General features: G+C 37.2%; 25 protein-coding genes. 11 read left to right on the forward strand and 14 right to left on the reverse strand.

Annotated elements, in window-relative coordinates:
- Positions 1 to 528: 528 nt before the first annotated feature.
- The 10 genes from thrS (at position 529) to VIH09_RS08655 (ending at position 9,208) form a co-directional block, all read left to right on the forward strand.
- Positions 529 to 2,475: a threonine--tRNA ligase gene (gene thrS / locus VIH09_RS08610; protein WP_331579925.1), complete on the forward strand. Its 1,947-nt coding sequence runs from the start codon at positions 529 to 531 to the stop codon at positions 2,473 to 2,475.
- A gap of 16 nt (positions 2,476 to 2,491) precedes the next feature.
- Positions 2,492 to 3,049, forward strand: a complete 558-nt coding sequence (gene infC, locus VIH09_RS08615) for a translation initiation factor IF-3 (RefSeq protein WP_414656147.1) — start codon at positions 2,492 to 2,494, stop codon at positions 3,047 to 3,049.
- Between the two features lie 117 nt (positions 3,050 to 3,166).
- Positions 3,167 to 3,364, forward strand: a complete 198-nt coding sequence (gene rpmI / locus VIH09_RS08620) for a 50S ribosomal protein L35 (protein WP_022827375.1) — start codon at positions 3,167 to 3,169, stop codon at positions 3,362 to 3,364.
- A gap of 100 nt (positions 3,365 to 3,464) precedes the next feature.
- A complete protein-coding gene (gene rplT / locus VIH09_RS08625; RefSeq protein ID WP_007136183.1) occupies positions 3,465 to 3,809 on the forward strand; it encodes a 50S ribosomal protein L20 in 345 nt (114 codons plus the stop codon).
- Positions 3,810 to 3,971: 162 nt separating this feature from the next.
- Positions 3,972 to 5,693 carry an ATP-binding protein gene (locus tag VIH09_RS08630; protein WP_331579957.1) on the forward strand — a complete coding sequence of 574 codons (1,722 nt, stop codon included), beginning with the start codon at positions 3,972 to 3,974 and terminating at the stop codon, positions 5,691 to 5,693.
- Positions 5,694 to 5,704: 11 nt separating this feature from the next.
- Entirely contained in the window at positions 5,705 to 6,373 is a 669-nt protein-coding gene (locus VIH09_RS08635; RefSeq protein ID WP_331579959.1) for a response regulator, read from the forward strand.
- A gap of 153 nt (positions 6,374 to 6,526) precedes the next feature.
- Positions 6,527 to 6,838, forward strand: coding sequence for a hypothetical protein (locus VIH09_RS08640; protein ID WP_331579961.1), 312 nt, complete (start codon positions 6,527 to 6,529; stop codon positions 6,836 to 6,838).
- 441 nt (positions 6,839 to 7,279) lie between these two features.
- On the forward strand, positions 7,280 to 7,702 hold the full coding sequence (locus tag VIH09_RS08645) for a hypothetical protein (protein WP_331579963.1): 423 nt from the start codon (positions 7,280 to 7,282) through the stop codon (positions 7,700 to 7,702).
- A gap of 164 nt (positions 7,703 to 7,866) precedes the next feature.
- A complete protein-coding gene (locus VIH09_RS08650) occupies positions 7,867 to 8,292 on the forward strand; it encodes a hypothetical protein (RefSeq protein WP_331579964.1) in 426 nt (141 codons plus the stop codon).
- A 112-nt stretch (positions 8,293 to 8,404) separates the two neighbouring features.
- Positions 8,405 to 9,208, forward strand: coding sequence for an endonuclease/exonuclease/phosphatase family protein (locus VIH09_RS08655; protein ID WP_331579966.1), 804 nt, complete (start codon positions 8,405 to 8,407; stop codon positions 9,206 to 9,208).
- 42 nt (positions 9,209 to 9,250) lie between these two features.
- Here the strand turns inward: VIH09_RS08655 and VIH09_RS08660 are convergent, their stop codons facing one another.
- Together VIH09_RS08660 and VIH09_RS08665 are read right to left on the reverse strand one after the other, a co-directional pair.
- Positions 9,251 to 10,093: an isoaspartyl peptidase/L-asparaginase gene (locus VIH09_RS08660; RefSeq protein WP_331579968.1), complete on the reverse strand. Its 843-nt coding sequence runs from the start codon at positions 10,091 to 10,093 to the stop codon at positions 9,251 to 9,253.
- Between the two features lie 29 nt (positions 10,094 to 10,122).
- Entirely contained in the window at positions 10,123 to 10,995 is an 873-nt protein-coding gene (locus VIH09_RS08665) for a cyanophycinase (RefSeq protein WP_331579970.1), read from the reverse strand.
- Positions 10,996 to 11,198: 203 nt separating this feature from the next.
- Between VIH09_RS08665 and cphA the strand changes: the two genes are divergently transcribed.
- Positions 11,199 to 13,823 carry a cyanophycin synthetase gene (gene cphA / locus VIH09_RS08670; RefSeq protein ID WP_331579972.1) on the forward strand — a complete coding sequence of 875 codons (2,625 nt, stop codon included), beginning with the start codon at positions 11,199 to 11,201 and terminating at the stop codon, positions 13,821 to 13,823.
- A 76-nt stretch (positions 13,824 to 13,899) separates the two neighbouring features.
- Here cphA and VIH09_RS08675 read toward each other — a convergent pair whose 3' ends face one another.
- From VIH09_RS08675 to VIH09_RS08730, 12 genes are all read right to left on the reverse strand, one after another.
- Complete coding sequence (locus tag VIH09_RS08675; protein ID WP_331579974.1) at positions 13,900 to 14,811, reverse strand: glutaminase; 912 nt, start codon at positions 14,809 to 14,811, stop codon at positions 13,900 to 13,902.
- Positions 14,812 to 14,856: 45 nt separating this feature from the next.
- Entirely contained in the window at positions 14,857 to 16,116 is a 1,260-nt protein-coding gene (locus VIH09_RS08680; protein WP_331579976.1) for an asparagine synthetase B, read from the reverse strand.
- 408 nt (positions 16,117 to 16,524) lie between these two features.
- Positions 16,525 to 17,187 carry a response regulator transcription factor gene (locus VIH09_RS08685; RefSeq protein WP_331579978.1) on the reverse strand — a complete coding sequence of 221 codons (663 nt, stop codon included), beginning with the start codon at positions 17,185 to 17,187 and terminating at the stop codon, positions 16,525 to 16,527.
- 3 nt (positions 17,188 to 17,190) lie between these two features.
- The gene (locus tag VIH09_RS08690) at positions 17,191 to 17,982 is read right to left on the reverse strand and encodes a sensor histidine kinase (RefSeq protein WP_331579980.1); all 792 of its coding nucleotides are present in this window, start codon (positions 17,980 to 17,982) and stop codon (positions 17,191 to 17,193) included.
- 5 nt (positions 17,983 to 17,987) lie between these two features.
- Positions 17,988 to 18,617 carry a hypothetical protein gene (locus VIH09_RS08695; RefSeq protein ID WP_331579982.1) on the reverse strand — a complete coding sequence of 210 codons (630 nt, stop codon included), beginning with the start codon at positions 18,615 to 18,617 and terminating at the stop codon, positions 17,988 to 17,990.
- Entirely contained in the window at positions 18,617 to 19,054 is a 438-nt protein-coding gene (locus VIH09_RS08700) for a hypothetical protein (RefSeq protein WP_331579984.1), read from the reverse strand. The genes VIH09_RS08695 and VIH09_RS08700 overlap by 1 nt, the downstream gene beginning before the upstream one ends.
- A gap of 449 nt (positions 19,055 to 19,503) precedes the next feature.
- Complete coding sequence (gene dnaB, locus VIH09_RS08705; RefSeq protein WP_331579986.1) at positions 19,504 to 21,048, reverse strand: replicative DNA helicase; 1,545 nt, start codon at positions 21,046 to 21,048, stop codon at positions 19,504 to 19,506.
- Positions 21,049 to 21,188: 140 nt separating this feature from the next.
- Positions 21,189 to 22,142 (reverse strand): acetyl-CoA carboxylase carboxyltransferase subunit alpha, encoded by a 954-nt coding sequence (locus tag VIH09_RS08710; protein ID WP_331579988.1) that lies wholly within the window; start codon positions 22,140 to 22,142, stop codon positions 21,189 to 21,191.
- A 270-nt stretch (positions 22,143 to 22,412) separates the two neighbouring features.
- Entirely contained in the window at positions 22,413 to 23,000 is a 588-nt protein-coding gene (locus tag VIH09_RS08715; protein ID WP_331579990.1) for a dual specificity protein phosphatase family protein, read from the reverse strand.
- 106 nt (positions 23,001 to 23,106) lie between these two features.
- The gene (locus VIH09_RS08720) at positions 23,107 to 23,988 is read right to left on the reverse strand and encodes a DMT family transporter (protein ID WP_331579992.1); all 882 of its coding nucleotides are present in this window, start codon (positions 23,986 to 23,988) and stop codon (positions 23,107 to 23,109) included.
- Positions 23,975 to 25,063, reverse strand: coding sequence for an LptF/LptG family permease (locus tag VIH09_RS08725; protein WP_331579994.1), 1,089 nt, complete (start codon positions 25,061 to 25,063; stop codon positions 23,975 to 23,977). Before VIH09_RS08725 ends, VIH09_RS08720 begins: the two co-directional genes overlap by 14 nt.
- Positions 25,064 to 25,130: 67 nt before the next feature.
- On the reverse strand, positions 25,131 to 25,773 hold a 643-nt coding region (locus VIH09_RS08730; protein WP_331579996.1), incomplete at its 5' end, for a tRNA guanosine(34) transglycosylase Tgt.

The raw sequence follows: 25,773 nt of genomic DNA on the forward strand, positions 1-25,773 counted from the left end.
TAAGTAAAAACGTTTGCGTTGTTGCGGGTGCAAAATTACCACCTTTATTGTGTAATTCAAGCTTTCTGAGAACCTTTTTTTGTTGTTTTCTTAACTTTAATTTTAAGTTACTGGAATTGTGTGTTTTGAAGACATACTCCACCCTCTCCCCGCCCCCCTTCGAAGGAAAGGGAGACTTTACCGAAGTGGTTTGACCTTATATACCATATTAAACAGATAACTTTACCCTCTCTCCTAACCTCACTAAAGGAAAGGGAGACTTTGCGGAAGTGGTCTGACCTTATATACCATCGTTTATCCTGCCAAAATAAACGTTTAACCCAACTGCCCTAGCCCCGATAGCAGCGAAAATCCTTATGTGCCGGGGTTCGGCATATAAGATTGCAGCGAATAGCGGGAAATAGCTCCCGGAAAAACTCATTTAAATGCCCGCAATTTGTTTTTGCACCTATATATAGAACAAACCTTATATATATATTGTATCTATTTTTGTAATCGACTATATTTGCACTCTTAAATTAACAAACAATGATTAAGATTACTTTGCCCGATGGGTCAGTTAAAGAGTTCGCGCCAGGCGTAACTCCTATGGAAGTTGCTAAAAGCATTAGTGAGGGATTTGCCAGAAATGTAATTTCGGCCTCCTTTAACAGTACGACAGTTGAAACAACAACTCCTTTGACTACGGATGGCAGTCTTATATTATACACCTGGAATGATGCGGATGGCAAGAAAGCTTTCTGGCATTCGACTTCGCATGTCATGGCGCAAGTTCTTGAAGAAATGTTTCCCGGAATCAAATTAACACTTGGGCCTGCAATTTCTAACGGGTTCTATTATGACGTGGATTTTGAAGACCAGAAGATCACTGATGCTGATTTTAAAAAAATAGAAGACCGTGTTCTTGAGATTTCGAGAGGAAAGCACGAATTCAAATTACGTCCTGTTTCTAAAGCGGATGCGTTAGAGCTATACAAGGACAATGTTTACAAAACAGAGATGATTACCAATCTTGAAGACGGGACAATAACGTTTTGCGATCATGATACATTTACTGACTTATGTCGTGGTGGTCATATTCCGAACACAGGAATTATCAAGGCCATGAAAATCATGAGCGTTGCCGGGGCTTACTGGCGTGGCGACGAAAAAAACAAACAGTTAACTCGTGTATACGGGACTTCGTTCCCAAAACAAAAAGAGCTAGCAGAATACCTGGCTTTACTTGAGGAAGCGAAACGTCGCGACCACAGAAAACTAGGAAAAGAATTAGAATTGTTTGCTTTCTCAGCAAAAGTAGGTCAAGGCTTACCTTTATGGCTACCAAAAGGGGCTGCATTGAGAGAAAGACTGGAGCAATTCCTGAAGAAAGCACAGAAAAAAGCTGGTTACGAGCAAGTGGTTACACCGCATATTGGCCAAAAAGAACTTTATGTGACTTCTGGGCATTATGCCAAATACGGTGCAGATAGCTTTCAGCCTATAAGCACTCCGTCAGAAGGAGAGGAGTTTTTGTTAAAACCAATGAACTGCCCTCATCACTGTGAGATTTATAACGTGCGACCTTGGTCATACAAAGATTTACCGAAGCGTTATGCTGAATTTGGTACTGTTTACAGATACGAACAAAGCGGTGAATTGCACGGCTTGACACGTGTACGTGGGTTTACTCAGGATGATGCACACATTTTTTGCACTCCTGAACAACTGGACGAAGAATTCAAAAAAGTAATCGACTTGGTGCTATATGTATTTGGTTCATTAGGTTTTGAAAATTTCACCGCCCAGATCTCTCTGAGAGACAAAGAGAACAGAGATAAATATATTGGTAGCGATGAAAACTGGGAAAAAGCCGAAAATGCTATCATTAACGCAGCAGCCGACAAAGGTTTGAATACCGTTGTTGAATATGGCGAAGCCGCTTTCTATGGCCCAAAATTGGATTTCATGGTGAAAGATGCGCTGGGCAGACAATGGCAATTAGGTACTATTCAGGTAGATTATAACCTGCCGGAACGTTTTGATTTGACTTACAAAGGATCTGATAACGAATTACATAGACCCGTAATGATCCATAGAGCGCCTTTTGGTTCAATGGAACGTTTTATAGCCATCTTACTGGAACACACAGCAGGAAATTTCCCACTCTGGCTGATGCCAGAACAGGCCATAATATTGTCTTTGAGCGAGAAATATGAAATATATGCCAAAAAAGTTTTAGATTCGCTAGAAAATCACGAAATTCGCGCCCAGATTGACAACCGAAACGAAACGATTGGGAAGAAGATTAGGGATGCTGAAATGCAAAAGATCCCGTTTATGCTGATTGTAGGAGAAGAGGAAGAAAAAAACGGCACTATTTCTATCCGTCGCCATGGGCAAGAAGGGAAAGGTAATGTGAGCGTTACTATAGAAGAATTTGCTTCGATGGTGAACGAAGAGATCGGAAAAACATTAAAAGTATTTACAGTTTAACTTAAATTATAAAGTCATAGCAATAAGAAGCAACAGAGGTTATCAACCTCGCGTAGAAAAAAAGGATGCCCACAGAATAAACAATCTTATTCGTGGGGTACAAGAAGTAAGGCTTGTAGGTGAAAATATTGAGCCTGGAGTTTTTAAACTTTCGGAGGCTCTAAGATTAGCTGACCAATTTGAATTGGATCTAGTTGAGATTTCTCCTAATGCAGAGCCGCCAGTTTGTAAAATCATGGATTACAAGAAATTTGTTTACGAACAAAAGAAACGTGATAAAATCCTAAAGGCAAAATCTACACAGGTAACTGTTAAAGAGATTCGTTTTGGACCACAAACAGACGAGCATGATTATGAGTTTAAGAGAAAGAATGCTGAAAAATTCTTGAAAGAAGGTGCTAAATTGAAAGCTTTTGTTTTCTTTAAAGGACGTTCAATCATCTATAAAGACCAAGGGCAAATCTTACTATTGAGATTGGCTACGGACTTGGAGGAATTTGGTAAGGTGGAAGCAATGCCAGTTTTGGAAGGAAAGAGAATGATTATGTTCATTGCTCCTAAGAAGAAAAAATAAGTTGTAAAGTGGAAAGTCTTAAAGTAAAAAGTCAGCAATTGACATTTGGACTTTAGACATTCAAACTTTGGACTATAAAGATAAGTAAGTAAGAATAAATTAAAATACTAGGAAAAAATGCCTAAAATGAAAACCAAATCTAGCGCCAAGAAACGATTTAAAGTTACTGGTTCTGGAAAGATTAAGAGAAAGCATGCTTTTAAAAGTCACATCTTGACCAAAAAATCTAAAAAACGTAAATTAGCTTTGACACATTCAGCGCTAGTTCACAAAACAGATATGAAAAGCATCAAACAACAATTAAGAATTATATAACAATTCTTTAGGTTAAAACAATTTAAAATAACCTTGGAGTATGGCCTTTAAGTTCTCTTGATTCAATTCGGGACGCCTGCTACAAAAAAACAATAAAATTATGCCAAGATCGGTAAATTCAGTTGCAAAAAGAGCAAGAAGAAAAAAAATAATGAAGCTAGCCAAAGGATACTTTGGTAGACGTAAAAACGTTTGGACAGTAGCTAAAAATGCGGTAGAGAAAGCAATGTGCTACGCTTACCGTGACAGAAAAGTGAACAAAAGAAATTTCCGTGCATTATGGATTCAACGTATCAACGCTGGAGCTAGATTGGAAGGAATGTCTTATTCACAATTCATGGGTAAAGTGAAAAAGCATAACATCGAATTGAACCGTAAAGTTCTTGCAGATTTAGCTATGAACCACCCTGAAGCTTTCAAAGCTGTACTTAATAAAGTAAAATAAACGTTTTATCAACTCAATTTAGCTTACTTACTTATAAAGAAACCCCATCGAAAGATTGGGGTTTTTTTGTTTTTAATAAGCTGCCGAAACAAAAAAAAACCATTCGCAAAAATAGCATCTCATGTTACAACAATACTCGAATTAATACCCTATTTTCGTCATATGGTATTAAAAAAACTGCGATTTTCGATTCACATCATTTTATTAGCGATGCTTTTTGTTTTTCAATCATGCGAGAGAAACGAGCAAAATAATTCCCGGCCAGAACAGGACGTTACGGCGATTAATAATCTCTTAGCAATTGGTCAAAAACATTATCAAAATGAAGAATTTGACAGTTCCTATTATTACTACAACAAAGCCAAAGATGCTGCCGAACTGCAAAAAGACACTTCGAGAATTATTCACTCTATAAGTTGGATAGCACAAATTCAGAGAAATCGGGGAGACTATTCCGGAAGTGAAACTACCAGCATTGAAGCTCTTCCGTTTATAGAACAGCCTAACAAGTACCCTTATGGAGAAACTAACATATATATTGGGCTAGGTAATAATTACTTCCTACTACACGAAAATGATAATGCTATATATTATTTCAAAAAAGCAATAAATTCAAAAACCGATGAAGACATTAAATCCGGTATTTTGAATAATATCAGTAAAGCTTATATTGAAAAAGGGGATTATCAAAGGGCAATACAAACTTTATTACCCTTAACTTTAAAAAGAGAATCTATCAATAATCCCATAACATATGCCAATATTAATGGCAATTTAGGTGATGCCTATACTAAGTCCGGCCAACCTCAAGCCCTTTACTACCTAAATAAAGCACTGAAAATAAGAGAAAAAATGAATGATAATTGGAATTTGATTGGAAGCTATTACAATTTATCAGGATATTACAAAACAAAAAACTCCAACTTATCTAATAAGTATGCTCTTTTAGGATATAAAAAATCAACAAAGTTAAAAAGTGTAGATTCTCGCCTTGAATGTTTAAGGTTATTAATACAAAACAGTAGTGGAAACCTGGCTAAAAAATATTCCTTACAATATCTTCATATCGATGATAGCATTAGGCAAGTCCGACAACAGGCTAAAAATCAATTTGCCAAAATTAAATACGACTTTAAAAAAGAGAAGCAGGAAAATATAGAGCTAAAAGCGCAAAAAATTATCCAGCTGCAACAACAAAAAAACAAAAACTTACTGATCTATTTCATAGTCGTAATCGCTTTCGTCATCGCATTATTCACCTATTATTACCTTTCGGCAAAAAACAAAAGAGAAAAGTTAAAAAGTTCCTACAATACAGAGATTCGAATAGCAAAAAAACTGCATGATGAACTGGCGAACGACGTCTATCAGACAATGACCTTCGCAGAAACACAAGATTTATCCACTACTCAGAATAAAGAAACGTTACTCAACAACCTAGACACGATTTACTCCCGAACAAGAAACATTTCGCAGGAAAATAGCGTTATCGAAACAGGACCTTATTTTCTACCTAATATAAAAGAAATGATGTCTGCTTTTAATACGGACAATACGCATATAATAATAAACGGTATGGAGACGGTCAACTGGTCAATCATAGATAAATCAAAAAAAATAACGCTCTATCGTGTTATTCAGGAGCTACTGGTCAACATGAAAAAGCACAGTAAAAGTAGTTTGGTCTTATTATCTTTCAACGTAACCGAAAATAAAATGCATCTCAATTACACTGATAACGGGCTTGGAGTCCCTTTTGATAAAATAAATTTAAAAAATGGGCTCCAAAATGTGGAAAACCGTATTCATGCTATAAAAGGAACGATTACTTTTGATAATCAATACAATAAGGGATTCAAAGTAGATATCACTTTTCCTATATAATAGCCGACTTCATGTTTAAGAAAATTTTAATAGCCGAAGATTTGGATAGTATTAGCATCGCTGTTGCGCAAGCATTAACGGAGCTATCCATTACAGAGATTCATCATGCCAAATACTGTGATGATGCTTTATTGCAAATAAAAAAGGCACTCCATGACGACGTTCCTTACGATCTGTTAATTAGTGATCTTTCATTCAAAATTGATCACCGGGAGAACAAACTGACTTGCGGTGATGAACTTATTGAAGCCGTAAAAAAATTACAACCCGGCATTAAAACAATTGTATTTTCGATTGAAGATAAATCGTACAGAATTAAATCTCTTTTCAACAACTTAGGAATTAATGCGTATGTTTCAAAGGGGAGAAACAGTATCCCGCAACTTAAGAAAGCCATTGAAAGTATCTATTCCGCTGACGAAAAAATTCTATCCTCCGAATGGTCCGATGTTTTGAGAGACAAATCCTTACTCGAAATTGAGGCATATGATATTACTTTATTAAAATTATTATCCAAGGGTTTTATTCTAGATGAGATTTCTCAGGAGCTTAAGAGCTCAGGTATTATACCAAATGGCAGTAGCAGTATCGAGAAACGAATCAATAAACTTAAAATTTACTTCAAAGCAAATAATAATGTGCATCTGATCGCTATATCGAAAGACTTAGGTTTAGTATAATTTGGCCATTTCATTCAAGGAAAGCTATCCCATTAAACGCATCTTCTGAGTTTGGATAATTAATCTTCTTTCCGCTTTACGGTTTCCCGTAAGGAAGTCGTTTTTAATGTATTTATGTTTGTGCCGAATTTAACTTCACATATATCATAAGCCATGGAAAATAACGACACACTATACAGCCCTCTTGAAGAAGTGAAAAATAAAGTTAAAACTGCCAAATGGTCCAAACGTCTTGATGATTACGGCAATTATGTAAAAGAATACATTAAGCACTATAACAGGTCTTTAACAGGCAACACGATTTCATTGGCCAAATATCCTTACATGAAAATAAAATCTGAGGTGTTGGCTGGACGGCTAAAGAAAGCAAAAGACAAATCCATTTTAACCGAAAAACAAATCAAAAGGTTTTCAAAAATTAAAATGAAAGTAATTCACTACAACTTGCGAATAAATACGATATAAGAGCCAATAGACACCTAACATTTCACGTCCAAATTCCTCTGCAATACCCACACTACATCGCCACTCGAAAAAGCGGCATTACAATACTATCGTTATTCATCAATAAACACAATTCTAAATCAAGCGCTAATTAGTATCCAACCTTGATTAGAGTTTTGCACGTGTTACAATTATCCGAATTCATTTTTTATTTTCTCCTAATGCGGTTTCCCGTAAACAAATGCTAATTATTGCAGCTACGTTTGCAGAACAAAATAACCCATGCTATGAAACTGCAATCTGTATTCGATTTTGATTTACTTCTGCTTATCCAAATAACAATGTTGTTTATAGGAGCAGCGTGTGTTGCTTATATCCTAATAAAAATCTATAAGAACAAATAAAGGACGTTACACACCGTATAAATTGACATCCAATAAAATAAACTTACCAACACTTTCCATGAATAGTAATAAAAAAATAGATAAAATAGCTGTTGAAAATGACAGACTACACGTATTTTATAAAGCAGGTGCAAAAAACGAAATATTATTTTCTGAATTAAAAGATATCTTCATTACGGCCAAGAAAATAAAGCCCCATTATGAATTTTTACTCATTATGTTTTCCGCCGTTATTACTCTTTTTACAATTTTCTACTTACAAGCTAGCTTAAGTTTATTCATTTTGTCTTTATTGATGGTGTTTTTGATAGCAAAAATGAACAATTTCAAGCGATTCGAAATTACGATAAATCTAAAAAACGGAATATCCATTAAAAAAACAGTTCCGCTAAAATTGAAAAATGAAACTGTCAATTTCGTAAATGATGTTCGAAAAAAGGTTTACTATAATGAAGTAGAGATCTCCAATAAAATACACTAAGCTACATAAATAATTGTCTCTCCATGAATCTGACATTCCTTAATTAAAAGACTTCTAATCAAGTATCAGCGGAATTTGAAAAACTTAAAATATTTCTTATCCAAATGAGGTTTCCCGTAAACAAACCAATTTCTTTCCACTTACTTTTGATAAAAATGAATGCAATGATAAACAGAATTAATACCACAAAATTAATCTTCCTAAGTTTAGCGCTTGGACTAGGATCTTGCAAGAATGAAAACAAACTGGAGAAAACAGCAGACATTATATTTGAATCCACGGCTGCAGCTGACGCAAAATTGTCTAAAAAAACTAATGAAACAGCTATTGCCGAATACATGTATGAATATGACAGCAGTGAAGAAGAACTGGGCCAAGACGAAAACAACTATAAAGTTCACGGCACGGATGAAGATGGAAATAAGGTCTTTGGCTCGGTAAATATAGAAGGCGAAATTGGGATTGGTATGATAAGTGGAACCGAAGCCAAGGGTATAGAAATTGTCGCAGAACGTATCAGTCAAAACCAATTAATTGCCACCGACGTCAAAGGATACGAGTACAAACTAAAAGTGGACCCTAATCAATAATTCCCAGTCAAATTTGGAACTCATCCATAATTTATAAATACCGAATTTCTTTGCTGTTGTCCGAAATATTTCATTAAGTTGCGGTTTATTCTGCCTTATTTTAAACCCATAAATGAAAAATTTACTTTCGATACTCTTTCTCCTTTTTTGTTCCGTTTTTTACTCCCAAACCAAACTTCTCTCATGGAATCTTCAAAATTTAGGCAGATCCAAATCCAATGCTGAAATTGCTTTCATGGTAGAAACAGTCCGCCATTTCGACATTATTGCGATTCAGGAAGTTGTGGCGGGATATGGAGGAACTCAAGCGGTCGCTAAACTGGCAGATGAACTCAATCGAAAAGGAGACAAATGGGATTATGTGATAAGTAAACCAACGAGCGGCAGCCCTTATAAACAGGAACGCTATGCCTATATTTGGAAAACGCAAAAACTAAAAAAAATAGGCCCCGCTTGGCTTGAAAAAAAATTCCACATGGAGATTGAAAGGGAGCCGTATTATTGTACTTTTCAATATGATAACAAACAATTTACCGTAGTTAATTTTCACGCTATACCCAAAAGTAAGCAGCCTGAACGAGAGATTAAATATTTCAAGTATTTACCTTATGAATACCCTACTTTGAATTTGATTTTTGCGGGCGATTTCAATTGTCCTCAATCTCATACCGTTTTCAATCCATTAAAAAAAATGGGATATCAATCTGTTCTGGCTGGGCAAAAAACCTCCCTCAAACAAAAATGTAAAAACAACAGATGTCTTGCCTCCGAGTACGACAATATGTATTACAAAACCACTAAAATAAGGAGTCTAAATTCAGGAATAATCTCCTTTTACAAAAACTTCAATTCCCTTAAAGAAGCGAGAAAAATATCGGATCATATTCCAATCTGGTTTGAATTTTCCTTAAATTGAAATTAAGCCGTCAGAAAACAAGGAGAAACAATGAGATTTAATCTAGTTAAACACCTCGAAATTATCCCCGTCAAAACTAGCGAAAACCATACTGGGATGTGAATCTAAGTGATGTACATTCCCTTTGTGGTCAATTGCTATCGCTCCCGCAAATCCATCATAGGCTTTTAGTTCATTGAAAGTTTTGGCAAAAGCTACTTCTAATGAAAATCCATCAGTAACCCGGGTTACAATTTTGGAGGCGGTTGCATTACTCATAATATCTTCGCCCACTCCGGTCAAACTCACTCCGCAAAATTCATTCGCATAATTTCCTGCCACTGTAGCCGAATCGGAAATTCTGCCGGGTATTTCAAATCCTTTGCCACCCGTCGACGTGGCAACGGCAATTTTTCCGTTTTGATCAAAAGCAACGCATCCAACAGTTCCGGTTCCAAGTGACTTCAATTTGGCTTCATATTCTTTCCTACGTTGTGGAATTTCTGTTGAAAATGGTCCAAAACCATTTTGTCTGGCAAAGTTCGTCGCCCCGATTCCACCAAGCACTCGGTCGTCATATTGCATTAACCTTTGTGCGACCTGCACGGGATTTTGCACCGCTTCAATGTTGATGACTCCACTGAATTTTTGGGTCTCCCCGTCCATAATTGCAGCGCTCATCCTGATCTTTCCATCAGCTTGTATTTGGGAACCAATTCCTGCATTAAACAATGCATCATCCTCCAGAAGTGAAACCGCATAAACGACCGTTTCAACGGCTGAATGCGTTTTTAAAAAGTGGTAAGAATCTTTAACAATTCGTTCCAAAGCATTTTGCTTGGCTATTTTAGTCTCTTGACTGGTTGACGATTCAGAGAAAAAACCGCCGTGTATAATTAGTTTCATTATTGATTTACGATATCTTAAATCTTATATTAAATGTAATGTGAAGTTTCAATTTGCATCGTATGAGTTTCAATATTGTAAGTGTCGTTCATACTCATTACATGAACCACCAAATTATTTATTGAAATGGGCTGACCTAATTGTACCTGAGTCAAATTAGTGTCCTTGATATCACGACCATCAACTAAAATCACCAAACCGGAACCTATTGCTTCCATTTGGGTATTATTGGTGATTAACAAACCTGTATCTTCACCCAAACCAATCCCAAGAACCCTCGGGTTACTGACAACGGTTTGAAACAATCGGCCAATTCTTCCGCGTCTTACAAAATGGGTATCGATAACAACTCCGTCAATCAAGCCCAAACCACTTGTTATTTTCACTTCACCCTTCAATAAAGCTTCAGAACTACTCCCCTGATAAATCATATTGTTCGAAGCTGCCGCCGCTCCAGCAGAAGTTCCCGCATAAACAAATTCTTCATTGTGGTACTTATCCAATAAGATGTCGTGAAAAGGGGTTCCTCCAAGAATGGATGTCAAACGCAATTGATCTCCTCCAGTCACAATTACAATATCTGCCGCTTTTAATCGGACCAAAACATTTTCGTCTGCAGCTTCTTCTCGTTTTTCAATATAGAGAACGCCAACGTTCATGGCATTCAAATATTCAAAAGCTTTTACGTATTCAGGACCAATTTCTTTTGGAATACTTGATGCCGTTGTAATTACTTCTATCCGTGAATTCTCTTTATGTTTTGATTCGCTGATGATCCTTTTTAGAATCCCAGTTTCAAAAAATTTTAAATTGCTTGACGCATTTTTATCTATGTCCGTTTCAGTAAAACTACCTTTATCTACTGCACCACCTATAATAATTAGTTTCCCTCGTATATTCATTTGGCAAAAATAACTAAAAAGACAAAAAGACCTATTGAAGTTGAGTCTTTTTTTCGAATGATCCTTAATTGTAAATGTTAATTTAAATCAATAAATTTTGATTCACATTTTAAAAACTTTAAATTGCTCGCATACTGTAATTTATTTTAAAATTTCTAAATAAATAGCAAGAAACATTCAAAGCAATTAACCTTTCCGTTTTTATGAAAATAATAAAAGTTCAAGCACTTCGTGGTCCAAACATATGGAGTATCCAAAGAAAAAAATTAATCCAAATGAGATTGGATTTGGAAGAAATGGAACAGTTTCCCACCAACAAAATCGAAGGATTCGGAGAGCGGATAGAAGCCATGTTCCCCACTATGATAGAACATCGTTGTTCCGAAGGTTGTCGAGGCGGATTTTTCTCCAGAGTTGAACGCGGTACTTGGATGGGGCATGTCATTGAGCACATTGCGCTTGAAATACAAACATTGGCCGGTATGGATACCGGATTCGGAAGAACACGTGAAACTAAAACTCTTGGCACTTATAATGTTGTTTTCAGTTATACGGAAGAGAACGTCGGGTTATTTGCTGCCGAATCTGCCGTTGCTATTGCCGAAGCCTTAATCGCCGGAACCGACTACGATTTGGAAAGCGATTTACAAAAAATGCGAGAAATCAGGGAACGTGTTCGACTGGGACCAAGTACAGGTAGTATCGTGGAAGAGGCAGTCTCGAGAAACATCCCATGGATCAGACTGGGTACCAATTCTTTGGTTCAATTAGGTCATGGTATAAATCAAATGCGTTTTCAAGCGACAATCACTTGTAAAACGAGTAGTATTGCCGTGGATATCGCTTGCAATAAGGAACTGACGAAAAAGATGCTCGATATGGCTTCGATTCCCGTTGCCAGCGGAAGTATCTGTGTGGGTGAAGAGGATTTAGCCGAAACAATTAATAAAATTGGATATCCTATTGTTCTTAAACCGCTCGATGGAAATCATGGAAAAGGTGCCTCCATCAATGTTACCAATTGGGAAGATGCAGTTTCCGGTTTGGCTTTCGCCAAAGAATACAGCAGGAGAATCATCGTTGAGAAATTCATCACCGGTTTCGATTTTAGAATACTTGTAATCGACAATAAACTGGTAGCCGCAGCAAAAAGAGTTCCTGCCCATGTAATAGGAAATGGCAAAAATTCGATCGAGGAATTGATCGCCACTGAAAATCTGGATCCTAGAAGAGGTTACGGCCACGAAAATGTGTTAACGCAAATTGATGTGGATCGCGATACCGAAGATTTGCTTGAAAAATTAAACTATACTTTAGAGACAATCCCAAAATCAGGCGAAATTGTCTTCCTAAAATCTACCGCTAATTTAAGCACTGGTGGAACTTCAGTAGATGTCACCGATATGATGCATCCTGAAAATATATTTTTGGCTGAAAGAATTTCAAGAGTAATTGGCTTGGACATTTGCGGTGTGGACATTATGGCCGAAAATTTAACGCAACCCTTGAAAGAAAATGGTGGTGTTATTTTGGAGGTAAATGCGGCACCCGGTTTTAGAATGCATCTTGCACCTTCTGAAGGCTTACCCAGAAATGTAGCCTCACCTGTTATTGATATGTTGTATCCTCCCGGGAAATCATGTCGGATCCCAATAATCGCGGTGACCGGTACAAACGGAAAAACGACCACTACCCGTCTTCTTGCGCATATCGTGAAAAACAACGGTTATAAAGTAGGTTTTACAACCTCAGACGGAATCTATATCCAGAATCACATGATGGAGAAAGGGGACACTACAGGACCCCAAAGTGCACAATATGTATTAAGAGACCCTACTGTAGAGTTTGCCGTTTTGGAAACTGCAAGAGGCGGAATTTTACGTTCCGGATTGGGCTTCAGCATCTGTGACATCGGTATTATCACCAACATCCAGGAAGACCATTTGGGACTGAGCGACATACATACTCTCGATGATTTGGCAAGAGTGAAAGCCACTGTCGTGAAAAGCATTAAGAAAGACGGTTGGGCCATTTTGAATGCAGATGACGAGCATTGCATTAAAGTGGGCGCCGATTTAAATTGTAATGTAGCCTACTTCAGTTTAGATGAAGAAAATCCATTTATAAAAAAATTAAGCGCCGAAGGAAAAACAGTTGCCGTTTATGAAAATGGATTTATCACCGTCAAAAAAGGGGAGTGGAAAATCCGAATCGAACGTGCCACTCACGTACCATTAACATTAGGTGGAAAAGCCAAATTTATGATTGCCAACGTTTTGGCCGCGACTTTAGCCAGTTACTTATGGGGATTCAAAACGGAAGACATTAGCTTGTCTTTGCAAACTTTTATTCCGAGTGCTGCGCAAACGCCAGGACGCATGAATATTTTTGAATTCAAAAAATTCAAAGTCCTTATTGATTTCGCACATAATGCCTCCGGCTACAAAGGAGTTGAAGAATATTTACAAAGTGTCGATGCGACTAAAAAAATAGGGATTATAGCAGGTGTCGGTGATCGTCGTGATGAAGACATCAGAGAGTGTGCTACCATAGCCGCAAGAATGTTCGACCACATTATCATTCGACAAGAAAAATACCTTAGAGGAAGAACAGAAGAGGAAATTATCGATTTAATTTTGCAAGGAATAAATAACTCGGGCAAAAAGGTTACCTACGAAATTATACCAAAAGAAACGGAAGCCATAAGACATGCCATCAATTGTGCCGAAGAAGGAAGCTTTATTACAGCCTTGAGTGATGTGGTAACAAATGCGATTGAAATTGTGCAGGAATACTTGGACAAGGAAAATGAACACGGCATCGTTTAATTTACATTATTTAAATGAATCACAAAAGCTCCCGCTACGACGGGAGCTTTTTTATTTTCATAAGAACCGTTGTCTTTTAAAAAACGGACATTCCCGTTTTGGTAGTCAGTAATTCTAACGCATGCATTCCCATTTCCGAGTTCCCTTTCTTGTTTAATTTTGGAGACCAGGTAGCAACCACAAAGTTTTTAGGATACAAAGCAACAATGCCACCACCGATTCCGCTTTTGCCCGGCAATCCCACTTTATATGTAAATTCGCCAGACTCGTCATAAAAACCGCAGGTTTGCATTAAAGCATTCAGTCTCTTCACTTGACTTTTGGTCAAAATTTGCTTCCCTTCTTTTGTTTTTCCCTCGTTGGCAAAAAAGAAAAAAGAATGCGCAAGTTCTTGGCATGTCATTTCGATCGAGCATTGATGAAAATAAAAGTCCAATACTTCATCAACATCATTATCTATATTGCCGAAAGACTTCAAAAAATTAGCCAACGCCGCATTTCTAAAACGTGTGTCTTTCTCGGATTGGGCCACGGCCAAATTATAATCGATTGCCGGACTTCCGGAAATCATCCGAATATACTCCAGGAAATCATCCTTTGGATTTTTCAGACAACTGACCAGCATGTCAGCGATAACAATTGCCCCTGAATTAATAAACGGGTTTCTTGGTATTCCCTTTTCGTATTCAAGTTGTATCAGGGAATTGAAAGCCGTTCCCGAGGGTTCAACTCCTACTCTTTTCCATATTTTTTCGTCTAAAAAAGAAAAAGCCAAAGCCACTGTTAATGCCTTGGAAATACTTTGAATGGAAAATTTCTCATCACTATCCCCAATGCCGAAATCCTCTCCTCCTATAGTTGTCAGATGTATTCCAAATTTCGTTGGGTTTACTTTAGCTAATTCGGGTATCGTCGAAGTAACTGTTCCAACACTTGGAAAAGTTTCTAACTCCTGTTGTATTTCCTGTAAAATTGATGTAAAATCCATTCTCTTCAATAAATTACAAATTGGTTTTGTGCAGAAATTCTATCACTAAGTTTTTTGTTTTTTCTTTCTGGCGGCAGGAAATAAAACATTGTTTAATATCAATCGGTAGCCCGGAGAATTGGGATGCAAGTCTAAAACCGTGGGGTTATCGCCTACCTGATGTTGAAAATCCTCAGGGTCGTGACCTCCATAAAAAGTAAACATGCCTTTCCCTTTCTCGCCATGTATGTAGCGCGCTTCCCCATTGAGTTCACAACTTCCCATAATCAACACATTGGATTTTATCAAACCCGAGTCGAAAGAAGTGGTCTGTCCCATAAAACCTTTTACCAGTTGAGTGTGGTTTTGGCATAACATACTAGGAATGGGATCCCATTTTGCCGAAAACTCCATTAGGGTAAAATAATCCTTTTCCATTGGAATTCTTCTTTTCTCGGTCATGTCAATATCAGAAAACTCATATTTTTCGGGTCGTCTCTCCAAAATAAAATTTCTAAAGGCAAACGAGTTCCCGTAATTCATCTTCGATTGATAGTTGGCTTCGCTCTGATCCCCGTCAAACATCGGTTCACAGATGTCAACTCTGTCTGCCGCCAGAGCAATATCAAAACTATCGGTTGCAGAACACATGGCAAACATGAATCCGCCACCAATTACAAAATCTCTGATTTTTTTAGCTACAGCCGCCTTTTCTTGAGAAACTTTTGCATATCCTAATTTGGCCGCCAGTTCTTCCGCTTCCTTTTTTTGTTCTATATACCAGGGAACATTTCTGTAAGCTCCAAAAAACTTTCCGTATTGTCCTGTAAAATCTTCGTGATGCAAATGCAACCAATCGTAAAGCACTAACTGGTCACTTAAAACCTCTTCGTCATAAATAGCTGTAAATGGAATTTCGGCATACGTTAAAACCAAGGTTACCGCATCATCCCACGGCTGCTTTCCTTTTGGGGTATAAACGGCAATTTTTGGCGCCTTTTCCAGGATAACCGTTTCCATATTTTGCGAGGGACTCGATATTTCTTCCAGAATTCTGGTTTCTTCACTATCGCTTAGGATTTCAAAACTTACCCCGCGAATCTGGCATTCTTTCCGTATTTCTGTGGCATCTGGCAATAAAAATGAGCCGCCGCGATAATTTAGTAACCAACTGGCTTTGTAGTTTTTTTCTAAACACCAAAATGTAATCCCATACGCTTTCAGATGGTTCTGTTGCGTGTTCTCATCCATGGGCAACAAAATAAAAGAGGCTTTTGTTGATATGGCAATGAGTAAAAAAAGGAAACACAGTATTCTAGCTGACATAATTATTTAATTATTTATATCAAAGATAGGAAAGGAAAGTGTTTAAACACATCAAATCAGAATTTTAAGCGAATCATTTTTCTGGAACAAAATCAAATAAAAGTGCTTTTAAAAACAAAAAAGATAAGACAATCATTTCCTGAAAACCAAAACAGGTAAAAACACGTATACCTATACAGATTACAATTTCTAAATTTGTTGATGAAATTTAAATTATAGAATCAAATAAAAACATAAATGATGAATCCCGACGAAAACAAAAGTCCTTCCAAAAACTTACGACTATTACAAAAAATAGGCGTTCTACTGTTAGCTATTCTTATCTTTACATTTTATATTTTGTCAATTAATTTTATAATTCAATAATACTGAAATATAGACAATTTGCAAATTAGGAATGGAATCCAGCTATACAATAACCGCAATTTCATTCTGAATTGCATATACCACTAGTCCTGCACTATTTTTAGATTCTGTTTTAAGCAACAAATTATTTCTATGCCCCTCAACAGTTCGAGGGCTTATAAAAAGTTTTTCTCCTATTTCCGCTGTTGTTTTTTGTTCACATATCAGTTGTAACACTTCTATTTCGCGGTTAGTGAGATAATTATTATTTAGGGCAGACTTACTGTTTTTGGAGGATGAAATTGTTTGTTGAATTACTTTTAGCACCTTTTCATTATAATAAAACCCTTTTACGGCAACTTCATTTATCGTTTTTAACAGTTCTTGAGGGGTGGAGTTTTTAACCAAATAAGAAACTGCACCCACATTAATCATATTGGCAATAAAAGAACTCGAGTCATAGCTGGTCAAAGCAATGATTTTTATCTGCGGATATTCCTTGTGTAATATTTTGGTTGCTTCTACCCCATTCAGCAAGGGCATCTTTAAATCCATTATAACAATATCAGGATGATTCTCATTTTCATTCAGGAATGTGACCAGCTCGACCCCATTGGAGGCTTCGGCAATAATTTCGATGTTCTTTTCCCTGTCCAATAGAAAAAAAACACCTTTCCTGAACAGAATTTCATCGTCGACTAAAACTATCTTTATGTGATTGTCCATACCTTAAAAATTAAAAACGACCAGCGTTCCTTTATTTAAACCCGATTCGAATGTTATGACTCCTTTTAATAATTCGATTCTACTTTCAATGTTTTTCATTCCAAGACCATTCTTGCTTTCGCTGGAATGGACATCAAAACCTAGGCCGTCATCGGAGTATGTGCAGCTAGTGCTTTCATTCTTATCTTCGAAAAAGACACTTATATTTTGGGCTTTGCCATGACGCAAGGAATTATTCATCAGCTCCTGCAAAATTCTAAAAACGTGCAGATGCCTGTCATTATCCGTCTTATCAAACAGCACTTCGTTTTGGTAATTAACTTTAACCGCTTTACTGCTATTGAATTCTAAACACAATTCTTCAACACCGGCATCAAGTCCAAACTGGTCGAAAACTGGAGGCAACAAATCATGGGCTATCCTTCTGGTATTCTCCAACGCCTTCCCCACCAGATCAATAATATTTTTTGTGATTTCTGAAATTTCCGTATCCACTAAATTTGGTGTTGTCAATAAATGACTGTTTAAAGATACGATGTTAAGTTTTGAACTAATCTCATCATGCAAATCTTGCGCAATGCGTTTTCGTTCCTCTTCCTGCGTAATAATAACCGCCCGTAATTGTTCTCTTTGATGTTCAATCACCAAATTTTTTTTCTCTAATTCCTTTTGGCTAATCTTTTTTCGAGAGTAGTAGAAAAACAAAATTAAAACTATTGCCACAACAGTAAAGAAAAGGGAAGTATATAAAATAATCGATACTATTTCCTTTTCATATATGGGATTTGTTTTCATCTTAATTATTGAATTGCTTTTTTTGAAAAACTTTTATTCCATTCGTACACTATTAAAAGGTAAAAAATGATCAACAAAATGGCGTTTAAAGTCCACGTTAACAAACTTATTTTAGGGCTTAATTTAGTTGTCAAATTACCGACAAAAAATAATATCGTACTGCCAAACAAGTAAAACAAAATCCCAATGTTAACGTAATAAAACTCTTTTTTTCCGTTCAACATATTGTAAAAATGAAAAACGGCATAAATAATTAATAAAAAAGAGGTTACAAATATTTCAAACATATTGAATTTAAAGAAAACACCAGGATCACTGACATATTGAATTCCTATGGCCGACAAACCCAACAACAAACCAAGTTTCACCAATTTTCTTTGCCGTTCTTCTTTTAAAACGTTCAAATAAAAGAAACTCAAAAAGATAAATTGTCCAACAAAATAAAAATGCGACAAGAACAAATTATTGATACGCAATCTCATAAAGATATTGGAAATGATTTGGATACTGAAAACCATTCCTAAATACCATGCAAAAATCAGATAGGCTTTCCCTTGATTAGCGTTGCTCTTTATAAATAAAATTAAACAAATGAATAAAACTACATACCCTATATTTACTAGTGGATAATACATTATTGAAAATCTAAAGGGCTTTCTGCATCGCCAGCTGGAGGACATGGCGTGGAAAAATCATATATACCATCAGCTTCGGCTTGATTGCTTTCCATATCCGTGCTAAAGTTTATTTGATCAACATAGACGCCAGTTTCAGAATCCAATTTTGTCCCTACAAACATTAGTTTTTCAATATACGTAGGCTTTTCTCCTTTTACGGAAGCTTTTATCTTTTGAACCCCAATATAAGCTCTAACATGAGTTCCGCCTTCATCCAATAACTCTTTTAAATCTACCGCCGGAATCAAAAAGGCATTGAGTTTGTGATGTTTGTTGTAGTTCCCCTCCATTTTCACCCACCGCTTTGCCCATTTTTGAGCTTTTTTTAAAGAAATGGCGTTTATCATTCCTCCAACAGTAAATGTTCCTTTTTCGGATGTGGTTTCTTTTGACATTAATTATATTTTTTTAAGTTCTTAAAATTAGTTCGTTATAGCAATAATAATATTGCTAAAATACTGATAATTTATTTTTTTAACACAATAAAATACAGCGCTTTTTATTATTTTAGGCGTAATCTTGGATAAAACAATTATTTAAAGTGAAAAATCCATTAAATACCTAAGTTCCTCGCAGAAAGTAAAATTGTCTCATCTTTCGAAAAACTGCTATACCATTCAAACATAATAAATAATTGGAAAAAGATATATAGAAGCACATTTGTCACCTACGTTATTTTATTCCAATTTCCGCTAATTTTAATAGTAATATTTTCAACCGTATCTGTCAGCATATTAAAAAAAAACATAAAACAATTATTAAGAAAGAGGTAATAAATATTTCGAATATATGATAAAAAATAAAGGTCCAAAAAAAAGCCTATTTAAATAGGCTTTTGGTATTTCTAAAATGGCATATCGCTATCGTCATCATCATCATTCAAATTACTTCCGAATGCTTCATGTGCCGAAGGAAGGTTTTTTGTTACAAACGGATTATCATCCTGATTCATTGAAGAGGGCAGATCATCATAACCACCGCTATGATCCTCCAGGTTATCAAACTTTCCAAGATGTCCAATAAATTTCAAACGAACGTTTTCGATGCTACCGTTACGGTGTTTCGCGATCATAATCTCAGCCTGGCCGGCGGTAGGTGAAGCCTCATCATCATCCCACTCGTCGATTTTATAATACTCGGGACGATACAGGAAGGATACAATATCCGCATCTTGCTCAATCGCACCTGATTCACGAAGGTCAGAAAGCAAAGGTCTTTTACTTGACCCACGTGTCTCAACGGCACGCGACAATTGTGAAAGCGCAATAACGGGAACGTTCAGCTCTTTTGCCAAGGCCTTTAAATTTCGGGAAATTGTGGAGATTTCTTGTTCTCTATTTCCGCCTCCTTTACCATTTCCTCCTGCAGTCATCAATTGCAAGTAATCCACAATGATAATTCGAATTCCATGTTGCGATACCAAACGTCTTGCTTTGGCCCTTAAATCAAAGATGGATAGCGAAGGTGTATCGTCAATGAACAATGGCGCTTTTTCCAGGTTTTTAACTTTGGTGCTCAATTGTTCCCATTCGTGTTTTTCCAGTTTACCGGTACGTAATTTTTCGGATGACAAACCTGTTTCCGACGAAATCAAACGGGTGATTAGCTGAACTGATGCCATCTCCAGTGAAAATAAGGCAACAGGCATCCCGTAATCTATTGCCATATTTCTGGCCATCGATAATACAAATGCGGTCTTACCCATAGCTGGTCTTGCCGCTATAATAATTAAATCGCTCGGTTGCCATCCTGAGGTAATTTTATCCAGTTTTTCAAAACCGGTTGCCACACCACTCAATCCTTCCTGACCAGCAATTTCTTCAATACGCTTTTTGGCCTGCAATACCAAACTCTGCGCCGTTTCGGAACTTCGTTTTATATTTCCCTGCGTCACTTCGTATAACTTAGATTCTGCTCTATCCAATAAATCAAAAACATCCGTTGTTTCATCATAGGATTCTTCGATTATTTCAGAAGAAATTCGAATCAAACTTCGCTGAATGAATTTTTGGAGAATAATTCTGGAGTGGAATTCAATGTGCGCGGATGAGGAAATCTTTTGCGTAAGCTGAATCAAGTAGAAATCTCCACCTGCTAAATCTAATTTTGCGTTTTTCTTCAATTGCGCCGATACCGTCAACAAGTCAATAGGCTGCGTCTCAGTGAACAACTGTACGATTGCTTCAAAAATATGTTTATGCGCATCTTTATAGAAAGCATCCGGTTGTAAGATGTCAATTACGTCATCTACCCCTTTTTTATCAATCATCATGGCACCAAGAACTGCTTCTTCCAGTTCTAATACCTGTGGTGGTAACTTCCCTTTTTCGAGGTTTATAATTGTCGTTTTATCTACCTTAATTGGGTTTATATTTCTGAAGTTTTCCATGTAGCGAAAGTAACATAAAATTAAAAAATATTGCTGTTGACTTATTACAAATAATTGTTTATAAGTAAGCGTTTTTTGTTTATAACCAAAAAAAAATCCGAAACGGCAAGGCTTCGGATTAGTTGTGTGTTTGTAAGATTTTACTCTTTGTATTCGCCCATTTTACTGTATTTATCCATCCTCTGGGCGATTAGGTCTTTTGTTGATAAGTCTTTCAATTCATTATATCCTTTCATGATATATTGCTCCACAGTTATGTATGTAGCCTCTCTATCGTAATGTGCACCTCCTAAAGGTTCAGGTATAATATCATCGATTAATTTTTGCTTTTTCATGTCAGCAGAAGTTAATTTCAAAGCTTCGGCAGCTTGTTCCTTGTACTCCCAGCTTTTCCATAAAATAGAGGAACATGATTCAGGTGAAATCACCGAATACCAAGTATTTTCCAACATATAAACGCGGTCTCCCACACCTATTCCCAATGCTCCACCCGAAGCGCCTTCTCCTACGATAATCGTAATAATAGGCACTTGAAGACGAACCATCTCAAAGATATTTCTTGCAATAGCTTCTCCCTGTCCGCGCTCTTCCGCTTCCAATCCAGGATAGGCTCCCGGAGTATCTATTAGCGTTAAAACTGGAATACCAAATTTCTCTGCCATTTTCATCAATCGCAATGCTTTACGATAGCCTTCAGGATTAGCCATCCCAAAGTTTCTGTACTGACGAGTTTTAGTATTGTATCCTTTTTGTTGTCCGACAATCATAAAGGATTGTCCGTCAATTTTACCTAAACCACCTATCATGGCTTTATCATCTTTAAAACCCCTGTCGCCATGAAGTTCTAAAAAAGTATCTCCGCAAAGCGCTTTAATATGATCTAGGGTGTAAGGTCTGCTTGGATGCCTCGACAATTGTACACGTTGCCATGCCGTCAAGTTTTTATAAATGCTTTTTTTGGTTTCTATTAGTTTCTTGCTGATTTGTTTACATGTATTGGTCACATCAACATCTGACTCAAGACCAATCACTTGACACTTTTCTAACTGATCTTCTAGTTCTTTTATAGGAAGCTCAAAATCTAAATATTCCATAGGATTTGTGCGTTTTTGATTTTTATTCGAGCTGCAAATATAAAATATTAAATCGTTTGCAGCCTTTTATTTTTGAATTAAGTGGCGAAACCCTCCCTCAACACATTCCAAAATGGTCGGAGCTTCTGCGAAAATCGGCACCGATTCCGAGTTTAAATTTGGTAAATAATTCTATACAAATACTTTACGGGCTGCTCTTATAATCACTAACCGTGATTGACTACTTTAAATTCACTCTACAAGAAAAATCTTAATTTACTAAAAAACGCACTACTTTTTGGTAGCCAATTCACTTCTTGTTTGGTATGCTTTCAGGTACTCTCCTTTTGGCGTTCCGTCATCAAAAGAGCTGAATTTTATCAAAGCTCTAACGCCTTGTCGCGCCTCTTCGTTCGTGAATTTTTCGTATTCAATGCGGTACAAAGCGGAGTACATTTCGGCCCTTCCCGTGCCATGGTAACAGTGTATCAGTACCGGATAGTTATCCTTGTTGTCCATTATCTTAGTGAATGTGGCAATGTTTTTTTCGTTAGGCACTTGCTCGGAAGGATTACTAAAATAATTCACGCCTCCTATTTTCGCAACCGCCGACTTTTCCGACTGCAATTCACCCGGTTTCTCCGGGTTTAAAACCAAATCATTTGTGCCCGGCATGCGCAAGTCAACAATTGATTTTATATGGTATTTCTTGACATAGCTTTCTATTTCATCTGGCGGAATGACCCCCGACTTGTACACTTTCCCTTCGGTAATTGTCTCGAAATTGTGGTTGATATTCATGTCATAAACATATTTTCCCGCGAAAACCAATACTATGACAAACAGTGAAAACCCTATTAATTTTCTGTTTTTTTTCATTATTCAATTCGGAATTAATGCATTTATGAAGGCTAAATTACTGAAAATAAAATTCTTAGGGCCATTACTTAGCCTGTTTGAATCCAAAAGCTAATGGCGGTCACTATTAGACCGCTTTGTCCTTGTGTTTGATAATTCCGTTCAGGATCACGGTAATCAGTATTATTACGGCTCCAATATAAAACGAAATGCTCATTTTTTCTTTTCCCCCGATGATGAAATAGGCCAAAATTATCCCGTAAACCGGTTCTAAGTTAGTGGTAAGCATCACCGTATAAGGACTCAATTTCTCCATCACTTTCACCGATGCGGTAAACGCATAGGCTGTACAAATAGAAGCCAAAATCAAAATCAGCATCCAGTTATTGAAGGTCAAAACAAAGAAATCTGTCGAGAATTTGTTTTGGTATAAAAAATAAATCGAAATAAAGAAAACCCCAGAAATGAACTCATAGAAAGAGATCACTGAACTGTCGTGGTTTTCGATCAGTTTGCCATTCATGAGCGTAAACAACACGCCCAGAATAATGGAAACCAAAGCATACAACATTCCCTCCAGGTAGCTAACTTCAACTTTCATGATCATTCCCAGTCCCGCAATGATAACGAGACCAAAGAGCACTTCATACCACAATACTTTTCTACCGTAAAAAAGCGGTTCCAGCAGCGATGCAAAAAAAGCACCCAATGAAAAAATGGAAAGCGTTATCGAAACATTAGAGACGTGAATGGCATGAAAAAAAGTAATCCAATGTAGGGCAATCAACAAACCCACAAAAATCAGTTTGACAAACGATCTGGCGGGAATCCGAAACGATTTTTTATTGAAGGCGATAAAAGCTGACAGGAACACCGCCGCAAGTAGCATGCGATACCAAACGATCGCATCGGCGGTAATGGTGATCAAGGCGCCCAATATGGCCGTGAAACCCCATATGAACACAATCAGATGGAGATTTAAGTAACTTTTGAATTTATCGTTTTGCATTCCGTAGTAAAAAAATCGCTAAAATTCCGAAAGCGAAATTAGGGAACCAAACTGCTATCAGCGGCGAAAAAGTTGATTTTTCGGCAAGTACGCCAAATATTTTGTCAAAAAATACATAGGCAAACGCCAATGCGATTCCTATGGTTAGGTTCATCCCCATTCCCCCCCTTCTCTTCATCGCAGAGACAGAAACGGCTATTATGGTCAATATGAAGGCCGAAACCGGAACGCTGAATTTCTTATATAACACGACCATATACACATTGATATTAGAAGAACCTCTCTTCTTTTCCTTGTCGATAAAATCGTACAGTTCACTCAAACTCAACGTTTCGGCAATATATACTACAGGAGTCAAATCTTCGAGCTCAAAACTGAACTTGGTATTTTTCTCTGGCATTTTCTCAATTTTATCGCCCAGTGGTCCAATGGTCCTTTTCGTGTAATCATACATGGTATAGGTACTGTCTTTGGGATTCCATTTTATTCTGCTGGCGGTAATTTTAGAGACCAGCTGGTCCTTCTTGAATTTTTCTAAAGCAAAATTAAAGGCTACATTAGATACAGGATTGAAACTGTTGACATACAGAAACTCATTGTCATTGATTTGCCTGTAAACGTCTGTATTGTCCCCACGCATCTGCTCCTTCCCTCCCCCTTTGAGGTAGGTGTACCTGAAGTTGTTGAAGCCTTCGCTCGACGCCGGAACGACCCAGAAACCCATCAACAATACGAAAACCGAAATAATCGAAGCACCGATAATATAGGGTCTCAAAAAGCGCGTAAAAGAAATTCCCGAGCCTAAAACGGCAATAATCTCCGTGTTGTTGGCCAGTTTTGACGTAAACCAAATGATGGACAAAAACAGAAAAATCGGAAACAAGTTGTTGGCGAAATAGATCGTAAAATGATAATAGTAAATCGCAATTTCCAATAACGGAATTTTGTTTTCTATCATTTTATTCACCTTCTCCGATACGTCAATGATAATCCCAATAGGTATAAACATCAACAACATAGCCGCAAAAGTGGCCAAGTATCTTTTCAGGATGTATTTATCTATTATTGTTAACATATTTTTTAGCATATTGGGTATTGGGTGTTGGGTTCCAGTTCCTAAAACCTAATACCCAAAACCTAATTTATAATCTCTGGCTCATATTCTTCACCATCATTTCTTTCCAAGGTCTGAAATCGCCCGCTAAGATATGTTTTCTGGCCTCACGAACCAACCACATATAAAACCCAAGGTTGTGAATCGTGGCGATTTGTTTCCCCAAGTATTCATTGGCGGCAAACAAGTGACGCAAATATGCTTTAGTGTATTCCGTGTCCACATAGGTGATGGCCATTTCGTCAATTGGCGAAAAATCATCTTCCCATTTCTTGTTCTTGATATTGATCGTACCGTTTGCGGTAAACAGCATTCCGTTTCTGGCGTTACGCGTAGGCATCACACAGTCAAACATGTCGATCCCAAGGGCAATGTTTTCCAAAATATTGATCGGAGTTCCCACGCCCATCAGGTAACGGGGTTTGTCTTCGGGCAATATTTCGCAAACTATTTCCGTCATCGCGTACATTTCCTCCGCAGGTTCCCCTACCGAAAGTCCACCGATGGCGTTCCCCACTTGGTTAGAATTTGCGATATATTCCGCTGATTGCTGACGCAAGTCCTTATAGCAACTTCCCTGAACAATAGGGAAAAAAGCTTGGTCGTATCCGTATTTCACGGGTACTTTATCCAAATGGTTCACACATCGGTCAAGCCAACGGTGCGTCATT

The sequence above is a fragment of the Flavobacterium sp. genome, from assembly GCF_036515215.1.
Classification (GTDB): domain Bacteria; phylum Bacteroidota; class Bacteroidia; order Flavobacteriales; family Flavobacteriaceae; genus Flavobacterium.

What these genes read in the sequence shown, in the direction of transcription:
- thrS (WP_331579925.1), top strand. Translation starts at nt 529, where the DNA reads ATGATTAAGATTACTTTGCCCGATGGGTCAGTTAAAGAGTTCGCGCCA.
- rpmI (WP_022827375.1), top strand. Translation starts at nt 3,167, where the DNA reads ATGCCTAAAATGAAAACCAAATCTAGCGCCAAGAAACGATTTAAAGTT.
- rplT (WP_007136183.1), top strand. Translation starts at nt 3,465, where the DNA reads ATGCCAAGATCGGTAAATTCAGTTGCAAAAAGAGCAAGAAGAAAAAAA.
- VIH09_RS08630 (WP_331579957.1), top strand. Translation starts at nt 3,972, where the DNA reads ATGGTATTAAAAAAACTGCGATTTTCGATTCACATCATTTTATTAGCG.
- VIH09_RS08635 (WP_331579959.1), top strand. Translation starts at nt 5,705, where the DNA reads ATGTTTAAGAAAATTTTAATAGCCGAAGATTTGGATAGTATTAGCATC.
- VIH09_RS08640 (WP_331579961.1), top strand. Translation starts at nt 6,527, where the DNA reads ATGGAAAATAACGACACACTATACAGCCCTCTTGAAGAAGTGAAAAAT.
- VIH09_RS08645 (WP_331579963.1), top strand. Translation starts at nt 7,280, where the DNA reads ATGAATAGTAATAAAAAAATAGATAAAATAGCTGTTGAAAATGACAGA.
- VIH09_RS08650 (WP_331579964.1), top strand. Translation starts at nt 7,867, where the DNA reads ATGATAAACAGAATTAATACCACAAAATTAATCTTCCTAAGTTTAGCG.
- VIH09_RS08655 (WP_331579966.1), top strand. Translation starts at nt 8,405, where the DNA reads ATGAAAAATTTACTTTCGATACTCTTTCTCCTTTTTTGTTCCGTTTTT.
- VIH09_RS08660 (WP_331579968.1), bottom strand. Translation starts at nt 10,093, where the DNA reads ATGAAACTAATTATACACGGCGGTTTTTTCTCTGAATCGTCAACCAGT.
- VIH09_RS08665 (WP_331579970.1), bottom strand. Translation starts at nt 10,995, where the DNA reads ATGAATATACGAGGGAAACTAATTATTATAGGTGGTGCAGTAGATAAA.
- cphA (WP_331579972.1), top strand. Translation starts at nt 11,199, where the DNA reads ATGAAAATAATAAAAGTTCAAGCACTTCGTGGTCCAAACATATGGAGT.
- VIH09_RS08675 (WP_331579974.1), bottom strand. Translation starts at nt 14,811, where the DNA reads ATGGATTTTACATCAATTTTACAGGAAATACAACAGGAGTTAGAAACT.
- VIH09_RS08680 (WP_331579976.1), bottom strand. Translation starts at nt 16,116, where the DNA reads ATGTCAGCTAGAATACTGTGTTTCCTTTTTTTACTCATTGCCATATCA.
- VIH09_RS08685 (WP_331579978.1), bottom strand. Translation starts at nt 17,187, where the DNA reads ATGGACAATCACATAAAGATAGTTTTAGTCGACGATGAAATTCTGTTC.
- VIH09_RS08690 (WP_331579980.1), bottom strand. Translation starts at nt 17,982, where the DNA reads ATGAAAACAAATCCCATATATGAAAAGGAAATAGTATCGATTATTTTA.
- VIH09_RS08695 (WP_331579982.1), bottom strand. Translation starts at nt 18,617, where the DNA reads ATGTATTATCCACTAGTAAATATAGGGTATGTAGTTTTATTCATTTGT.
- VIH09_RS08700 (WP_331579984.1), bottom strand. Translation starts at nt 19,054, where the DNA reads ATGTCAAAAGAAACCACATCCGAAAAAGGAACATTTACTGTTGGAGGA.
- dnaB (WP_331579986.1), bottom strand. Translation starts at nt 21,048, where the DNA reads ATGGAAAACTTCAGAAATATAAACCCAATTAAGGTAGATAAAACGACA.
- VIH09_RS08710 (WP_331579988.1), bottom strand. Translation starts at nt 22,142, where the DNA reads ATGGAATATTTAGATTTTGAGCTTCCTATAAAAGAACTAGAAGATCAG.
- VIH09_RS08715 (WP_331579990.1), bottom strand. Translation starts at nt 23,000, where the DNA reads ATGAAAAAAAACAGAAAATTAATAGGGTTTTCACTGTTTGTCATAGTA.
- VIH09_RS08720 (WP_331579992.1), bottom strand. Translation starts at nt 23,988, where the DNA reads ATGCAAAACGATAAATTCAAAAGTTACTTAAATCTCCATCTGATTGTG.
- VIH09_RS08725 (WP_331579994.1), bottom strand. Translation starts at nt 25,063, where the DNA reads ATGTTAACAATAATAGATAAATACATCCTGAAAAGATACTTGGCCACT.